Origin of the sequence: Geminicoccus sp. (assembly GCF_036263595.1) — a bacterium.
In the GTDB taxonomy this organism is placed as follows: domain Bacteria; phylum Pseudomonadota; class Alphaproteobacteria; order Geminicoccales; family Geminicoccaceae; genus Geminicoccus.
Genome location: NZ_DATAGQ010000085.1, coordinates 26671 through 42066 on the forward strand (window position 1 = coordinate 26671; position 15396 = coordinate 42066).

Genomic DNA, 15396 nt, shown 5'->3' on the forward strand with positions numbered 1-15396 from the left:
TGTCCTACCTGATCGTGTCGGCCCGGCAGTACTGGTGCTAAGTCGAACGTCGGAGAAGATCAATGAGTGCCGTGTACAGGCTGTATAATAAATCCGACTTCAATGGCTGCTCACTGTTCCAATTGGCGGAAATGCACCAGTTGGTTCCGTTGGCGCCTTCGAGCCAGGTATTCAAGCTCAATACTCCGATGTCGCTGCCACCCTTGAATGCGGCTGCACGCCACTCCCGCTTGTCTGCCAGTCCAGGGTTGATGCGCATCGCCGGCAAGGCTGCGACCTCATTCATGAAGCCACACAATTCTCGTGCAGTGAACAGCCACTCGATGTCGCGATTCCCGAAGGTAAGCACCTCGGCCCCGCGTGGCAGGTCGATGTCCCGCAGCGCCTGCAGAACCGCCCGTCGCCCTGCGGTATCGGCCCTCAGGTAGCGTTTTCTCAGGTCGTGGGCCTGGGCCGATTTGAGAATGAAGAACTCGCGGGGGGTCAGGAACGGCCGGCAATGGGGTGCTATCGCCTCGACCTGCTCACGGCCGACGAGTTCGAGCACGGCGGTCGTAGCGGTGTTGTCGCTCATCGAGATCATCAGGCAGGCCAGCGTCTGGACCGTGAGCGACACGTCGGCAGGCCAGTCGTGCAGCACGCCGGACGGCAACGCACGCCAGCCAGGTTCCAAAGGCACGAGATCAGTCCAGGCGATCTTCCCGGCTGCCACCTGCCCGGCCAGCACCTTGAGGATTGCCAGCTTGAAGGCAGAACCCACCGCCATCAGGCGATCGGGTTCGATCGCGAGAACCTGCTCGTTATTGCGTATCACCAGGAGGGACAGGCTTTCTGGCAGCTTGCGAAATGCCGCCGCTGCCTCCTCAAGGCTCCCGAACCGCGGGGACGCCGTGGAGAAGCGCAGTGACGCGAGGCGGCCAGCCAGGTCCAGTGTCAGCATCACTGGAACGGACCCCCGCTCAAGCTCGGCCAGATAGCCCTCACCGCTGCTGCGGACGTTGCGGAGCGAACCGAACTGTTCTGCCAGCGCATCCACCATCAGCTTCAGCCTGGCTGGAGGCAGCGTGTTGCGGAGGTCCTCGGTGAACCAATTCCCCGGGTAGAGTCGCCGCTCGAACAGCTCGCGGACGATGGCAGGTGGCGTATCGGGAACGGGCGGACGGTAGCCGATGCGTTCGCTGACGGCGCCGGCCATGCCGGTGACCGCCCAACGAGCCAGTCGCATCGTGCTCGCCAGCATCAGTGATTGCCCCACCCGCATTGCCTGGGCCCGAATCTATCGGGAAAGCGACCGGGTAGGCTACCCGGTTGCGGGACGACTGCTTCCTCAGTCTGTCCGGCGTGTTCCCTGGCGCACCATTCGCTGAAATGCCTCGACGTCCCCGGTGGATGGATCCTGCCCCGTGAAGCTGCGGACATATTCAGCAGTATAGCAAAGGCGCTGTTCGCGCGGCTCGTTCAGCTCCAGGGCATAGTAGCCGATCTGCATGAAGTAGAGCACACGGGCGCGGATGAAGGCGTCGGACTCTCCATAGCCATGCCGGGCGAACAGCTGCCGGATCGCTTCGACCCGAGCGTCGTCTTCTTCCTTCACGACCCGGCGCAGGTCGGGCGACCGGCGCGCCCATTCCCTGATGGCGAAGTCGAGCCGGGGGTCGAACAGCGCCTCGTCCGTCCAGCATTCGAATACCTGCAGCACGCCTTGCGTGATGCTTCCTGACGGCCTTCTCGCCTGCTCCACGATGTCGCGCGTGTTGGTGTCCCGCCAGAGCCCGACCAGCTGATCGAGCAGGTCCCGCCGATCCTTGAAGTACCAGTAGAAACTCGACCGCGAGACCTCCAGGCGTTGTGCCAGGGGGAGGATCTTCACGTGGTCGACGCCGGCCACGATCAGCGCGGCGCGTGCGGCCGCGAGCCAGTCTTCCCGCGTCGCTCGTGTCTGCGGGTAGCCGCCATTGCCGTTTCGACCGTCAGCGTCCATGCCGCACGCTTAACCTGGGGCTCGGCCGTGCACCACCCGCCTCGCATTTTTTCTGTACACAGGTGTCTAGGCGCCGCTTCCGGCCTCCGCTAAGGATGAACTGGCATCCAAAGGGATGGGGTTCGGTCGATGAAGTCGCACTACCGGGTGGTGGTCGTTGGCGGCGGGATCGTGGGCGCCAGCGTCCTCTATCACCTGGCGAAGCTCGGCTGGAGCGAGGTGGCGCTGATCGAGCGCCGCGAGCTGACGGCCGGCTCCACCTGGCACGCCGCGGCGGGCTTTCATGCCATCAATGCCGATCCAAATATCGCGGCCCTGCAGGACTACACGATCCGGCTCTATCGCGAGCTGCAGGCCGAGACCGAGGTCGATCTCGGCCTGAACTTCACAGGCGCCATCACGTTTGCCGGCGCGCCTGAGCGCTGGGAGTGGCTGCACGCTGCCCTGTCGCTGTTCAAGAGCATGGGGCTGGACGAGGCCCGGCTGATGCCGCCGGACGAGATCAAGGAGCTCTGCCCGATCGTCGATACCAACGGCGTGCATGGCGGCCTCTGGGACCCGAACGACGGGTATCTCGATCCCTACGGCACGACGCATGCCTTCGCGGACGTCGCACGGCGCAATGGCGCCGAGATCATCCTGCGCAACCGGGTGCTGGAACTCCGCCCGCGTGCCGACGGGTCCTGGGAGGTCGTGACCGAGCAGGGCACGATCATCGCCGAGCACGTCGTCAACGCCGGGGGCCTTTGGGCGAAGCAGGTCGGGATGATGGCAGGCGTCGACCTGCCGGTGACACCGATGGAGCACCACTACCTGGTGACGGAGGCGATCCCGGAACTGGTGGCGCTCGACCGCAAGATCCCGACGCTGGTCGACCTGGAGGGCTTCACCTACGCCCGCCAGGAGGGCAAGGGCCTGCTGCTCGGCGTCTACGAGCGCAACCCCAAGCACTGGAACGTCGAGGGAGCACCCTGGGACTACGGCATCGAGCTGATCCCGGAGGACATCGAGCGCATCTCGCCCGAACTCACCAAGGGCTTCGAGCGCTATCCTGCTCTGCAGACGGCCGGCATCAAGCGCTGGGTCAACGGCGCCTTTACCTTCACCCCGGACGGCAACCCACTGATCGGGCCGGTGCCGGGCCTGCGCAACTACTGGTGCGCCTGCGGGGTGATGGCTGGCTTCAGCCAGGGCGGCGGTGTCGGCCTGTCCCTGGCGCAATGGATCATCGAGGGCGAACCGGGTGCCGACGTGTTCGGCATGGACATCGCCCGCTACGGGGAGTTCGCGTCCAACCGGTCCTATCTGAAGGCGACGACCGGGCAGTTCTATGCCCGGCGCTTCCTGCTGACCTACCCGAACGAGCAGCTGCCGGCCGGGCGGCCCTTGAAGGTGCCGCCCTGCTACGACCGGATGACGGCCCAGGGTGCCGAGTGGGGTGTCAGCTTCGGCATGGAGCTGCCGCTCTACTTTGCACCGACCGGCCAGCCCTTCGTGGAGACGCCGACCTTCAAGCGCTCGAACGCGTTCCCGATCGTGGAAGAGGAGTGCCGGGCGGCCCGCGAAGGCGTAGCCATGCTCGATACGACGGCCTTCTCCCGCTACAAGGTCACTGGTCCGAAGGCGGCTGCCTTCCTGGACCGGCTGCTGGCATGCCGGTTGCCGAGGCCGGGCCAAGTCCGGCTGGCGCCGATGCTGAGCCCGTCCGGGCGCCTGATGGGCGACCTTACCGTATTGGCCTGGGACGAGCAGACCTTTTGGCTGATGGGCTCCTACTACCTGCGTGCCTGGCACATGCGCTGGATGAACGCGCAGATGCCGGAGGCCGGCGTGACCGTCCGGGACATCTCAGATGCGACAGTGGGGCTGGCCCTGATGGGGCCGAAGGCCAGAGACCTGCTGACACGCGTGGCGGAGGCGGACGTCGGCAACGAAAGCTTCCGCTTCATGACCTGCCGGGACATGGATGTTGGTCTGGTCCAGGCGAAGGTGGCGCGGATCTCCGTGTCGGGTGAGCTGGGCTACGAGATCAACATGCCGGCCTGCGAGCAGGGGGCGGTGCACACGGCACTCCTGGAGGCGGGACGCGAGCTGGGCCTGCGCCAGATTGGTTACGGAGCGCTCAACTCGCTGCGGTTGGAGAAGAGCTACGGCATCTGGTCGCGCGAGTTCACCTGGGCCCATACGCCCCGGATGAGCGGCCTGGATCGCTTCGTCGCCTACGAGAAGCCTGACTTCATCGGCCGGGACGCGGCGCTGGCCGAGCGGGCAGGGCAGCCGCCGGCGCGTCGCCTGGTTATGCTGGAGGTGGAGGCGGACGATGCCGATGCCTCAGGCTTCGAGCCGGTCTGGCGGGGCGAGCGGCGCGTCGGCCAGATTACTTCGGGCGCCTTCGGCCACCATAGCGGCAAGAGCCTGGCACTAGCCTATGTCGACCATGCGGTGATCGTCGAGGAGCCAACGCTCGAGGTCGACGTGGTCGGCATCCGCCGACCAGCCCATCTGATCCCGGCCTCGCCGGTCGATCCGTCCGGGGTACGGATGCGCGCCTGATCCCACGCCTCTTGGAGGTAGTTCGCCATGTCAGATCGTGGTCGTTCGGGAAGAAGGGTCCGGCGGGAAGGCCCGTCTGCCAGCATCCGGCGGGGCGCGCCTGGCTACCGGAACCTGGTCAACACGCTGGAGCCGCAGCGCGCGTTCTCCAACGATCATGTCGCCCACATCCACCAGACGGCGCTTCGCGTGCTGGAGGAGCTGGGGATGCGGGTCCTCAATCCGGAGGCTCGGCAGCTGCTAACGCGAGCTGGCGCCAGCGTCGACGAGGCGAGCGGCATGGTCCGGATCGGCCGCGAGCTGGTCGAGGAGGCGCTGAAGACGGCGCCGTCCCAGTTCGACATGGCCGGCGCCGTGCCGGAGCGGGATGTCACAATCGGCGGAAAGCACGTGGCCTTCCTCTGTGTGGGCGGGCCGCCGCACGTCACCGACCTGGACCGGGGCAAGCGGCCCGGCACGGTCGCGGACATGCAGGACTTCCTGAAGCTGTCCCAGCATTTCGACGTGCTGCACATCCAGTCGTCCAACGTCGAGCCGCAGGACGTGCCGGTGCAGATCCGCCACCTCCACCAGGCGGAAAGCCAGCTCACCCTCTCGGACAAGCCGCTGTTCGTCTATGCGCGCGGCAGCGGGCAGGTCCACGACGTGTTCGAGATGATCCGGCTGGCGCGCGGCTTGGACGCGGAAGGCTTCCGGTCGCGGCCGCACTGCTACACGGTCATCAACACCAACTCGCCCCGGCAGCTCGACATCCCGATGTGCCAGGGGATCATGGACTTCGCGCGGGCGGGACAGGTCGTGGTCGTCACACCCTTCACCCTGGCGGGTGCGATGGCACCGATCACCATTCCTGGTGCCTTAACGCTGCAGCACGCCGAAGCGCTGGCGGGGATCACCCTGGCGCAGATGGCACGTCCGGGCTCGCCGGTGATGTACGGGTCGTTCACCTCCAACGTCGACATGAAGTCGGGCTCGCCCGCCTTTGGCACCCCTGAGTTCGTGCGGGCAGCGTTCGGGGCGGGACAGCTTGCCCGACATATCGGGCTGCCCTGGCGGGGCTCGGCCGCCACCGCGTCGAACGTCGCTGACGCGCAGGCCACCTACGAGTTCCTGAACTCGGCCTGGGGGAGCCTGCTCGGCGGCGTGAACATGATGGTGCATTCGGCCGGATGGCTGGAGAGCGGGCTTGCCGCCTCGTTCGAGAAGTTCATCCTGGACGTGGAGATGCTGCAGATCTTCGCCGCCCTGTTCCAGCCGATCGAGCTGGACGAGGACGCGTTCGGCTTCGACGCCATCGCGGAGGTGGAGCCTGGCGGCCATTTCTTCGGCGCCACGCACACCATGTCGCGCTATCAGACGGCGTTCTACGAGCCGCTGGTTTCGGACTGGCGCAATTTCGGGCAGTGGTCCGACGACGGTGCCAAGACTGCCACGATGCGGGCGAACGAGATCTGGAAGAAGGTCCTGCGCGAGTTCGAGCCGCCGCCGCTCGACCCGGCCGGAATGGAAGCGGTCAGGGAGTACGCGGCGCGGCGCATCGCCGAGGGCGGAGCGCCGATCGATTGAGCAGACGGAAGGAGCAGGGATGACCGGGACCGGCAGCGGGCTCGCCACCAGGGCGCGCGAGATCGCCTTGACGCTCACCTCCTGGCCGAGTGTCACCGGCACGGCGGGCGAGGCGGCGTTCGCGCACGAGCTGGCGCGGATGCTGGCGGGCCTTCCGTACTTCCAGGCTCATCCGGAGGACCTGGTCGTCCAGCCAGTGCCGGGTGGCGCGCATCCGCGCTCCAACGTGCTGGCGCTGGTGCGGGGCAGGGGCGAGCGCGTCGTGGTGCTGGCCGGGCATTTCGACGTGGTGCCGGTGGACGATTATGGCGATCTCGCGGAACTCGCCTTCTCGCCGGAAGAACTGCGGCCGAAGCTGATCGAGCGGCTGGAAGCGATGGGCACCTTCGCGCTGGCGCTGGAGGATCTGCGCTCCGAGCGGTTCCTGCCGGGGCGTGGGCTGCTCGACATGAAGTCGGGACTGGCGGCGGGCATCACGGTGCTGGAGCGCTTTGCGGCCGATCCGGACCGGGAAGGCAGCCTGCTGCTGGTGGCCACACCCGACGAGGAGGACCGCTCGGCCGGCATGCTGGCGGCGGCGGAAGCTTTGCCGTCCTTCTTGCGCGAGCGGGGGCTGCGGGCGGAACTTGGGATCAACCTGGATGCCACCTGCGACAATGCCGATGGTGCGGATGGGCGGATCGCGGCCATGGGCTGCATCGGCAAGCTGCTGCTCAGCGCGCTGGTGGTCGGCAAGGAGTCGCATGCCTGCTACCCGATGGACGGGGTGAATGCCGCCTATCTGGCCGCCGAGCTGGTGGCGGAGATGGAGTTCGCACCGGAGCTGGGCGAGCGGTCGGGGGAGGAGACCGCATCGGCGCCGACCTCGCTCGGCATGAGGGACCTGAAGTCCCTCTACAACGTCACCACGCCCGGGCGGGTCTGGACGTTCTGGAACGTGCTGACCCAGCGTCGTTCGGCGGCCGAGGTGCTGCAAATCGCGCGCGAGATCGCGGGCCGGGCGGTCGACCGGGCCGAGGAGCGGATGCGGGAGCGGGCGGAGCGGGCACCAGGCGGATCCGCTCCCAGCGAGGCGTGGTCGCGGCTGTCGGTGATCGATTTCGGCGAGCTGCACGCGCGGGCGGTGGCGCAGGATGCGGGGTTCGCAGAGCGCTTCCGGGCGAAGGCCGCGGAACTGGCCCGGGCCGAGGATCTGGACTTTCCGACGCGCTGCCGGATCCTGACGGAGACGGCATGGGACGCTGCCGGCGGGGAGGATCCGACGATCGTGCTGGGCTTCGCGTCGATGCCCTATCCAGCGGTGAACTGGCCCACGGACGGGTCGGGCGATGCCAGGCGCGAGCTGATCCTCCAGGCGATCCGACAGACGTCGGACGAGACGGGGACCGGTATCTCGGCGCGCTACCACCTACCGGTGATCGTCGACATGAGCTTCCTGGGGCCAGTCGAAGCAGCGGATCTGAAGGTGGTGGCGGATGCCACGCCGATCTGGGGCTCCAGCATCATTTGGAACATGGAGGAGCCGACGCCGGCCATTCCGACGGTCAATATCGGGCCGTGGGGGCGGGACTACCATCACTGGCTGGAGCGGGTGGAGGAGCACTATGCCTTCGAGGTGCTGCCGCTGCTGGTGGAGAACGTGGCGCAGAGGGTCCTGGCGGCTCGCACGAGCTGACGGGGTGTCAAGCTCGTTCCAGATCCGTCCTACACGCGTCCAATTGTAGCTTTCTCTTCACTAAACTCGACCGACGGTCCATGCTCGGGCGACGGCGGCTTCAAGATCGGACTTGGCCACCGCTGGGAAGATGCATGCCGTTGCGCGATCAGCTCACGCAGGCCGGTCTGTCGCTCACCCCGTCGGAAGCGAAGATCGTGCAGGTGCTCCTGTCGGATTATCCGGTGTCCGGCCTCGGCACTGCGACCAGTCTCGCCCGCCGTGCCGGCGTCAGCGACCCGACCGTGGTCCGGCTGGTGGTGAAGCTCGGTTACGAAGGCTTCCATCATTTCCAGTCGAAGCTCCTGGAGGAGCTGGAAGCTCGGCTGCACTCGCCGCTCCTGATGATGGAAGCGAAGCGCCACGCCGCATCGGACCGGAGTCTCCCGCAGCTTTATCTCGATTCGGTGCTGCGGCGGGTTGACGAGACCCGGGCCGCTACCCCCGCTCAGACCTATGATCACGCCACTCGGCTGATCCGGGCAACCAAGGGCCAGGTGGTGCTGCTGGGCGGCCGCTTCAGCCGCAACATTGCCTCGATGTTCTCCAGCTACCTCGAGCAGTTTCGCCCAGGAGTCCATGACCTGGGTGTCCTGGCACCCGTCGACTTCGATCGCCTGATCGACCTCGGCAAGCGCGACCTGCTCGTGGTGTTCGACTACCGGCGCTATCAGTCGGACGTGATCCGCTTCGCCCGGCAGGCAGCGGAACGTGGCGTCACCATCATGCTGTTCACCGATCCCTGGCGTTCACCGATCGCGGAGGTGGCGGAAGTTGTCCTGGTGGCGCCCATCGAGGCGGACTCTCCCTACGACACGATGGCGCCGGCCGTGGCTCAGATGGAAGCAGTCCTGGCCCATGCCGTCGCAACGATGGACGAGACCGTCCGAAGACGCATCGAGGCGATCGAGAAGATCCGCCACGCGAATGCCGTGACCATCGACGAGTCGGAGCCGGAACCTCGGACGGTCGATCGTCGCCGCAAGTCGTCTTCGCGAACGCCGATGCCAATTCCTGGAAAGCAGCCGAGCCCATGAACGAACCCTTGCCCCGCCGTGACGCGCCGTTCCAGCCCGGCAGGACGGCTCTCCTGCTCGTCGACATGCAGCGAATCTGGCTGGAGCCGGGCCTGGATCCGGGGCATGCGGACTGGGGCACCGACCATTACTTCTTCCGCCAGACCCGCGACACGGTGATCCCGAACCAGCGACGGTTGCTGACCGCGGCCCGCGCCGCTGGCGTGGAAGTGCTGCACACGATCATCCAGAGCCTGACCGAGGACGGCCGCGACCGCTCGCTCGACCACAAGCTCACGCCGATCCACATCCCGCCGAGCCTGCCCGAAGGGCTGCCGCCGCCCGATCTGGCACCGGTCGGCGACGAGATCCTGCTGCCGAAGACCTCGTCCGGCGTCTTCAACTCGACCAACATCGATTATCTCCTCAAGAATCTCGGCATCCATCATCTCGTCGTCGTGGGGATCCTGACCGATCAGTGCGTCGACATGACGGTCCGCGATGGCGCGGATCGAGGCTACCTGGTGACCTGCGTGGCCGATGCCTGTGCCGCACCGACGCCCGAGCGGCATGCGAACGCGTTGAAGGCGTTCGGTGGCTATTGCTGGGTGGCGGATACTGCCGCCGTCGAGGAGCGGTTTCGTGCACTGGCCAGGGAGGTGGGCTGATGATGGCCGACCAAGACCTGGCACCACTGGTCAGCATCGTCACAACCGATCTGGCCGCGATTACGCGCGGTCGTCCCCTGACCCATGAGCGCCTGGATCGGATCGCCGAGGTGGGTGTGGGTTGGGTACCCGCCAATCTGTGCCTGACGGCGTTCAACACGATCGCCGGTCCCAATCCCTGGGGCTCGATCGGGGACCTCAGGATCATTCCGGACCAGGCAGCCAGGTACACGACCGATCGGACCGGGGCGCAAACGCCGTTCGACATGGTGATGGGCGACATCGTCGAACTCGACGGCACGCCCTGGAGCTCGTGCACCCGGGCTCAGCTGAAGGATGCGCTGGCAACCCTGAAGGAAATGACCGGGCTCTCGGTGCTCGCCACCTTTGAGCAGGAGTTCCAGCTGGCTCCGAAAGAATCGGAGGCACGACCGGCTCATGCCTTCTCTTTCGAGGCGCTGCGCCAGGCCGACCCGTTCGCGCCCCGCCTTCACGCTGCATTGAAGCAGGCTGGCGTGGAGCCTGAGATGGTGCTGGCCGAGTATGGCGCGCACCAGTTCGAGGTGACCTATGCGCCATGCGATGCGCTGGCCGCTGCCGATCGTGCGGTCGTGGTCCGCGAAATTGCCCGGGAGGTCGCCCGCCATGTCGGGCGGCGCGCCAGCTTTGCACCCAAGCCGGTACGCGACGGCGTGGGCAATGGCGTCCATATCCATTTCAGCTTTTTGGACGAAGGCGGGCGACCGGCCACCCATGATCCCAACGGACCAGGCGGCCTTTCGCAAAAGGCGGGCTCCTTCTGTGCCGGTGTGCTCCGCCATCTCCCGGCCATGGTCGCCTTCACCGCGCCGAGCGTGCCCTCCTACTACCGGCTGGCGCCGCATAACTGGAGTGCCTCCTATACCTGGCTCGCCGAACGCGACCGCGAAGCCAGCCTGCGGATCTGCCCGACCGTCACCATTGGCGGGCGTGACATCGGCAAGCAGTATAACATCGAATTTCGTGCCGCTGACGCTACCGGGAACCCGTATCTGGCGCTGACGGCCATCGTGCGTGCTGGCCTTGCCGGCATCGTCGATAATCTGCCGCCGCCGCCGCTGGTCTCCGGCGATCCGGCAGCGATGAGCGAGGACGAGCGGCGCAAGAAGAGGCTGGTGCGGCTGCCGCAATCACTCCCCGAGGCCATGGCGGCACTCGAGTCCGATCAGGCCGTCGGCAACTGGTTCGCACGGAGCTTCCTGGACAGCTTCCTGGCCGTGAGACGTGCGGAGATCGACCTGCTGACGGGCCAGGACGAGGCGGCGATCTGCGACACCTACCGGGCGCTCTACTAGTGTCGGCGACGGACTGGCCCGCACCGGTCTCGCTCATCAACGCTGGCGGCACGTCCGACATCGTCCTGATCTGCGAGCATGCGTCCAACCACATGCCGAAGGAGTACGGGCGACTCGGTGTGAGCGAGGCGGACCTGCAGCGGCACATTGCCTGGGACATCGGCGCAGCCGCGGTGACCCGCGGTCTTTCGCAGCTCCTGGACGCACCTGCTTTTCTCGGAACCTATTCCCGTCTTCTGGTGGACCTCAACCGTCCATTCGGCGTGCCGTCGAGCATGCCGGTACGTTCGGAGTGCACGGACATTCCCGGCAATGCTGGCCTCACGGACGACGAGCGCCAGCGGCGTCGGCAGATCATCTTCGAGCCGTTCCATGCCGCCGTGGCGATGCACCTCGATGAACGAGCATCCTCAGGCAAGCCCACGCGGCTGGTGACGATCCACAGCTTCACGCCGGTCTTCCTGGGGATGCCCAGGCCTTGGCACGCCGGCATCCTCTATGATCGTGCAGAAGCATTCGCCCTTCGGGTCATCGAAGGTCTGAGCGCCGACCGCTCGCTCGTGATCGGGCGCAACGTCCCCTACGGGATCGACCGAGCCGAGGACTATGCTGTGCCGATCCACGGCACCGATCGCGGCAACCCCGCGATTCTCGTCGAAATTCGCCACGACCTCATCGCGGTTGAGCGTGGTGTTGCCGAGTGGATCCAGCGCCTGGGTGAGGTGCTAGGGCACGAGAACAAGATGGATTCGAGGAGCAACTGATGTCGGAGACAGATGCGGCCATTGCCGCCGTCCAGGCCGAGATCGAGGCCGATCGCGACTGGGTTGTCCAGCTCACGCAGAAGATGGTGCAGATCCCCACCGTCAACCCGAAGTTCCAGTCGGATCCTTCGATCAATCGGGAAGGCGAGTTGCAGGCGCTCCTCGATCCGGTCCTGCAGGCGGAGGGTTTTGAGACCGAGCAGTGGGATGCGCTGCCTGGCCGGCCCAATCTGGTAGGCGAGCGGGCCGGCGACGAGGACCGCAGCCTGATCCTGTGTGGCCATATCGACGTCGTGCCGATCGGCGCTCGCAGTGACTGGAGCGTAGAGCCGTTCGGGGGCGAGATCCGCGACGGCCGCCTCTACGGCCGAGGTGCCGTCGACATGAAGAGCGGTGTCGCCGCCTGCATTGCCGCCGCACGTGCCATCCGGCGCAGCGGGATCGATCTGGTGGGCCGGCTTGCGGTCCATGCGGTCGTCGACGAGGAGGCTGGCGGCTTCGGCGCCATGGACGCGGTGAAACGAGGCAAGCTGGCCAAGGCCGTGCTGGTGGCGGAACCTACATGGGGCGACATCCTGCCGGCTGAAGGTGGCCTGGAATGGGTGCGCGTCACCATTCGCGGCCGCACAGCCCATGCCGGCTGGCGCTACAACGAAGTCTACCCGCAGCGCCACACGCCCGATCGGCTGGAGCCCGGCGTGAACGCGATCGATCTGGCTGCGCGCTTCATGCAGGCGATGCGGTTCTATGAACTGGACCGGGCACGGGCCAGGGAGCATCCGCTCGTTCCCGTCGGGCTCAACACGATCAATGTCGGCGTGATCCATGGCGGTGCCGGCCTCGGCGAGAACGGCCTGCCCAACGTCATGACCAACCCGGCGATCATCCCGGACGTCGCCGTTCTGGATCTCGACATGAAGTTCCTGCCCAACGAAAGTTCTGCCGAGGTGCGCCGGGACTTTGAAGCCTTCGTTCATCACTTCGCGCAGACTGACGCATGGCTGCGCGACCACCCGCCGACGGTGCAGTGGGAGCTGGGTGGGCTGCACTTCCCGGCGATGAACACGCCCGTCGACCACCCGCTTGTCCGCTCGCTCGCCCAGCACAAGGCGCGCCTCGGCAAGACACCTGAGATCCGCGGTTTCGTCGCGGTCTGCGATGCGGCGCACTATGCGGGTGCCGGCGTCGACGGCGTGATCTTCGGGCCATCCGGCGACGGCTTCCATGGAGTCGACGAGTATGTCGACATCGAATCGCTGGTGGAGACGACCAAGGTGATCGCCGCCTCGATCATCGACTGGTGCGGGGTCCGGTAAGCCGCGGCCTTAGCGCTGGCCGGACTCGACCGGATCAGGCCAGCGCATTGCGTCGACGCCTCAACAATTCATCGCTGGCAGCGCCTCATTCGAAATTAGTCTCGCTCAAGCACCAATCCCGGAGCCGAGGCGGTACGCCAGGGTTGCGCCGCATGATCCAGCAACAGCTCGTCGCGCCCCGCAGGCTGCCTATCAACCTCCTGACGTCACGGGCTCGCAACGGACCTCGGTCTTGACCGAGTTTGCGATGAAGCATTGGTCATGGGCCTGATGATGCATGGCTTCCAGCGCGTCGCGGCTGGGCTGTCTGTCGCCAGTGAAACGGACGTCGGGGCGGAGCGTCACGACGGTCATCGCCATGCGGCCGGCCGTGTTCTTCTCCATCACCCCTTCGGCATGGTCACGATAGGCATCGACCACGAAGCCCTTCCTCGCGGCAATCGAGAGAAACCACAGCATGTGGCAGCTCGCCAGCGACGCTACGAATGCTTCTTCCGGATCGACGGCATCCTCGGCTGACATCGGCACCGGCACGACATGCGGCGATGAGGAGGCTCGGACTTCGATCCCGCCATCGAAGCGCCAGTGATGGGCCCGGCTGTAGCGGTTATCGGCAAACATCTGGCCGTTTCGTTCCCAGTCCACGACCACGCTGTACATCGCGGCCATGCTTTCGTCTCCTTCGTCGCGCCGCGGCTTCCCGCCGGTTCATCGTGCCGGACGGGCTCGCCCTACCACTGCCAACCAACTCGACCGGATGATCCCGGCCAGCCCAGTCGGATAGGCCAGCATCACGCCGATGATCAAGATCGCGGTGATGATCGGACGCCAGGCACCGAAGTCCGCCATCAGCTCCGCGAAGACCGTCAGCACGAACGAGGCAATGATGGCGCCGTAGATCGTGCTCGTGCCGCCCAGCAGCACCATCGACAGGATGATGGTGGCGAGGCTAGCGCCGAACACGTCGATCGAGGCGTTACGCTGGTAGGCGGCATAGAAAGCGCCGGCCGCACCAGTGAAGAACGCACTGGCGGCCAGCGTGATCATGCGCTGGCGGACGATCGAGATCCCGCGGGCGATCGCATAGTCCTCGTTGTCGCGCAGCGCCACGATACCGGCCCCGATCCGCGACCGGACGAGTATGCGCAGGAAGACGGTGCTCGCCAGCAGCAGCGCCAGCGCGATGTAGAAGTAGGCGAACTTCCCATCACGGACCATGTTGTGGTCGAACAGATAGAGGCCAGGGATGCGGACGATGCCCTGTGTGCCACCGGTGATCTCCGACTGGCTGAGGATCACCTGCATCACGAGCTGCGCGAAGCCGAACGTGACCAGGATGATATAGATCCCTTTCAGCCGCAGGATCGGGATGGTGACGATGATTGCGGCCAGCGTCGCGATCACGCCGCTCGCGGCCATGGCGATCCAGGGATCCAGCCCCGTCAGCTTTGTGAGCAGGCTGTAGGCGTAGACGCCGATACCGAACAAGGCGAGGTGGCCGAAATTGAACACGCCGCCATAGCCCAGGCTCAGGTCCCAGTTGGACGCCACGACTGCGTAGATGAACGCCATGATCAGGACGTGCCGGCTGTAGGTGTCGCCGAAGACCAGGGGCAGCAGGGCCAGGATCACGAAGCCAACGGCCAGGCCGGCTGCTTCGGCTTGCCAGGAGACCCGGCCGGGCGGTGCGCCGGTCATGCCAAGTGTCCGGCGCGGCCGGCGAAGATGCCTTCCGGGCGTACCATCAAGGTCAGGATCAGGACGGCGAACAGCAGGGCAGGGGTCCAGTACAGGCCAAAATAATAGGAGCAGAAGGCTTCGAAGAAGCCGATCAGGTAGGCGGCGAAGATCGGGCCGGAGATCGAGGAGATCCCGCCGAACACCACGACGATCAGGGCCTTGAGCAGCGGGTCGCTGCCCATGACGGGCGACATGAAGCGATAGCCGCCCATGAAGATGCCGGCCAGGCCCGCCAGCGACGCCGCGATGGCGAAGGCCAGGCCGTAGAGAGCGGTGACGTTCAGGCCGACCAGTAGGCTGGCGTCCTCGTTCTGCGCCACCGCGCGCAAGGCCAGGCCCAGGCGCGTGCGGCTCAGGAACAGCCAGAGCGCCAGAAGGATGAGCGGCGTGATGACGATGATTGCAATCTGGTGCAGCGAGACGCCGACACCGGCGATCGTGGCGTTGCCCTCGACGATCGCTGGGAGCTGCTTCGAGCGCGGCCCCCAGAGTTCCAGGACGCCGTTCTCGAGGAGTGAAGCGGCCGCCAGGGTCGTGATCACCACCACCAGCACGATGTTGGGCCGGCCGATCAGGGGACGGACGACGCTCGCCTGCAGAACCCAGCCAACGCCGGCCATTGCCACGACGGCCAGCGGAAGGGCCACGGGGTAGGGCAGGCCGAATGCCGCGAACTGCCAGGCGATATAGGCGCCCAGCATCATGAACACGCCGTGGGCGAAGTTGAAGACGCCGATGGTCGTC

At 66.2% G+C, this 15396-nt stretch carries 13 protein-coding genes; 8 read left to right on the forward strand and 5 right to left on the reverse strand.

What is annotated here, in order from left to right:
- Positions 1-37 precede the first annotated feature (37 nt).
- Positions 38-1195, reverse strand: a complete 1158-nt coding sequence (locus tag VHL31_RS07310; protein WP_329660547.1) for a serine hydrolase — start codon at positions 1193-1195, stop codon at positions 38-40.
- A gap of 132 nt (positions 1196-1327) precedes the next feature.
- Positions 1328-1981: a TetR/AcrR family transcriptional regulator gene (locus VHL31_RS07315; RefSeq protein ID WP_329660548.1), complete on the reverse strand. Its 654-nt coding sequence runs from the start codon at positions 1979-1981 to the stop codon at positions 1328-1330.
- Between the two features lie 129 nt (positions 1982-2110).
- On the opposite strand from VHL31_RS07315, the gene VHL31_RS07320 reads away from it, so the two are divergent.
- From VHL31_RS07320 to VHL31_RS07355, 8 genes are all read left to right on the forward strand, one after another.
- A complete protein-coding gene (locus VHL31_RS07320; protein ID WP_329660549.1) occupies positions 2111-4534 on the forward strand; it encodes an FAD-dependent oxidoreductase in 2424 nt (807 codons plus the stop codon).
- Between the two features lie 27 nt (positions 4535-4561).
- On the forward strand, positions 4562-6100 hold the full coding sequence (locus VHL31_RS07325) for a trimethylamine methyltransferase family protein (protein ID WP_329660550.1): 1539 nt from the start codon (positions 4562-4564) through the stop codon (positions 6098-6100).
- Positions 6101-6119: 19 nt separating this feature from the next.
- Positions 6120-7775: a M20/M25/M40 family metallo-hydrolase gene (locus VHL31_RS07330; protein WP_329660551.1), complete on the forward strand. Its 1656-nt coding sequence runs from the start codon at positions 6120-6122 to the stop codon at positions 7773-7775.
- A gap of 134 nt (positions 7776-7909) precedes the next feature.
- A complete protein-coding gene (locus tag VHL31_RS07335; RefSeq protein ID WP_329660552.1) occupies positions 7910-8851 on the forward strand; it encodes a MurR/RpiR family transcriptional regulator in 942 nt (313 codons plus the stop codon).
- Positions 8848-9498, forward strand: a complete 651-nt coding sequence (locus tag VHL31_RS07340; protein ID WP_329660553.1) for an isochorismatase family cysteine hydrolase — start codon at positions 8848-8850, stop codon at positions 9496-9498. Before VHL31_RS07335 ends, VHL31_RS07340 begins: the two co-directional genes overlap by 4 nt.
- Positions 9498-10832: a glutamine synthetase family protein gene (locus tag VHL31_RS07345; protein ID WP_329660554.1), complete on the forward strand. Its 1335-nt coding sequence runs from the start codon at positions 9498-9500 to the stop codon at positions 10830-10832. Before VHL31_RS07340 ends, VHL31_RS07345 begins: the two co-directional genes overlap by 1 nt.
- Complete coding sequence (locus tag VHL31_RS07350; RefSeq protein ID WP_329660555.1) at positions 10832-11596, forward strand: N-formylglutamate amidohydrolase; 765 nt, start codon at positions 10832-10834, stop codon at positions 11594-11596. The genes VHL31_RS07345 and VHL31_RS07350 overlap by 1 nt, the downstream gene beginning before the upstream one ends.
- A complete protein-coding gene (locus VHL31_RS07355) occupies positions 11596-12912 on the forward strand; it encodes an ArgE/DapE family deacylase (protein WP_329660556.1) in 1317 nt (438 codons plus the stop codon). Before VHL31_RS07350 ends, VHL31_RS07355 begins: the two co-directional genes overlap by 1 nt.
- A gap of 192 nt (positions 12913-13104) precedes the next feature.
- Here VHL31_RS07355 and VHL31_RS07360 read toward each other — a convergent pair whose 3' ends face one another.
- From VHL31_RS07360 to VHL31_RS07370, 3 genes are all read right to left on the reverse strand, one after another.
- Positions 13105-13572, reverse strand: coding sequence for an OsmC family protein (locus tag VHL31_RS07360; RefSeq protein ID WP_349262385.1), 468 nt, complete (start codon positions 13570-13572; stop codon positions 13105-13107).
- A 48-nt stretch (positions 13573-13620) separates the two neighbouring features.
- The gene (locus VHL31_RS07365) at positions 13621-14610 is read right to left on the reverse strand and encodes a branched-chain amino acid ABC transporter permease (protein WP_329660558.1); all 990 of its coding nucleotides are present in this window, start codon (positions 14608-14610) and stop codon (positions 13621-13623) included.
- Positions 14607-15396, reverse strand: a 790-nt coding sequence (locus tag VHL31_RS07370) for a branched-chain amino acid ABC transporter permease (protein WP_329660559.1), incomplete at its 5' end; no start/stop codon positions are given. The genes VHL31_RS07365 and VHL31_RS07370, both read right to left, overlap by 4 nt.

Coding starts and splice junctions, on each gene's coding strand:
- VHL31_RS07355 (WP_329660556.1), top strand. CDS start 11,596: ATGTCGGAGACAGATGCGGCCATTGCCGCCGTCCAGGCCGAGATCGAG.
- VHL31_RS07315 (WP_329660548.1), bottom strand. CDS start 1,981: ATGGACGCTGACGGTCGAAACGGCAATGGCGGCTACCCGCAGACACGA.
- VHL31_RS07335 (WP_329660552.1), top strand. CDS start 7,910: ATGCCGTTGCGCGATCAGCTCACGCAGGCCGGTCTGTCGCTCACCCCG.
- VHL31_RS07310 (WP_329660547.1), bottom strand. CDS start 1,195: ATGGCCGGCGCCGTCAGCGAACGCATCGGCTACCGTCCGCCCGTTCCC.
- VHL31_RS07330 (WP_329660551.1), top strand. CDS start 6,120: ATGACCGGGACCGGCAGCGGGCTCGCCACCAGGGCGCGCGAGATCGCC.
- VHL31_RS07325 (WP_329660550.1), top strand. CDS start 4,562: ATGTCAGATCGTGGTCGTTCGGGAAGAAGGGTCCGGCGGGAAGGCCCG.
- VHL31_RS07360 (WP_349262385.1), bottom strand. CDS start 13,572: ATGTACAGCGTGGTCGTGGACTGGGAACGAAACGGCCAGATGTTTGCC.
- VHL31_RS07345 (WP_329660554.1), top strand. CDS start 9,498: ATGATGGCCGACCAAGACCTGGCACCACTGGTCAGCATCGTCACAACC.
- VHL31_RS07365 (WP_329660558.1), bottom strand. CDS start 14,610: ATGACCGGCGCACCGCCCGGCCGGGTCTCCTGGCAAGCCGAAGCAGCC.
- VHL31_RS07340 (WP_329660553.1), top strand. CDS start 8,848: ATGAACGAACCCTTGCCCCGCCGTGACGCGCCGTTCCAGCCCGGCAGG.
- VHL31_RS07320 (WP_329660549.1), top strand. CDS start 2,111: ATGAAGTCGCACTACCGGGTGGTGGTCGTTGGCGGCGGGATCGTGGGC.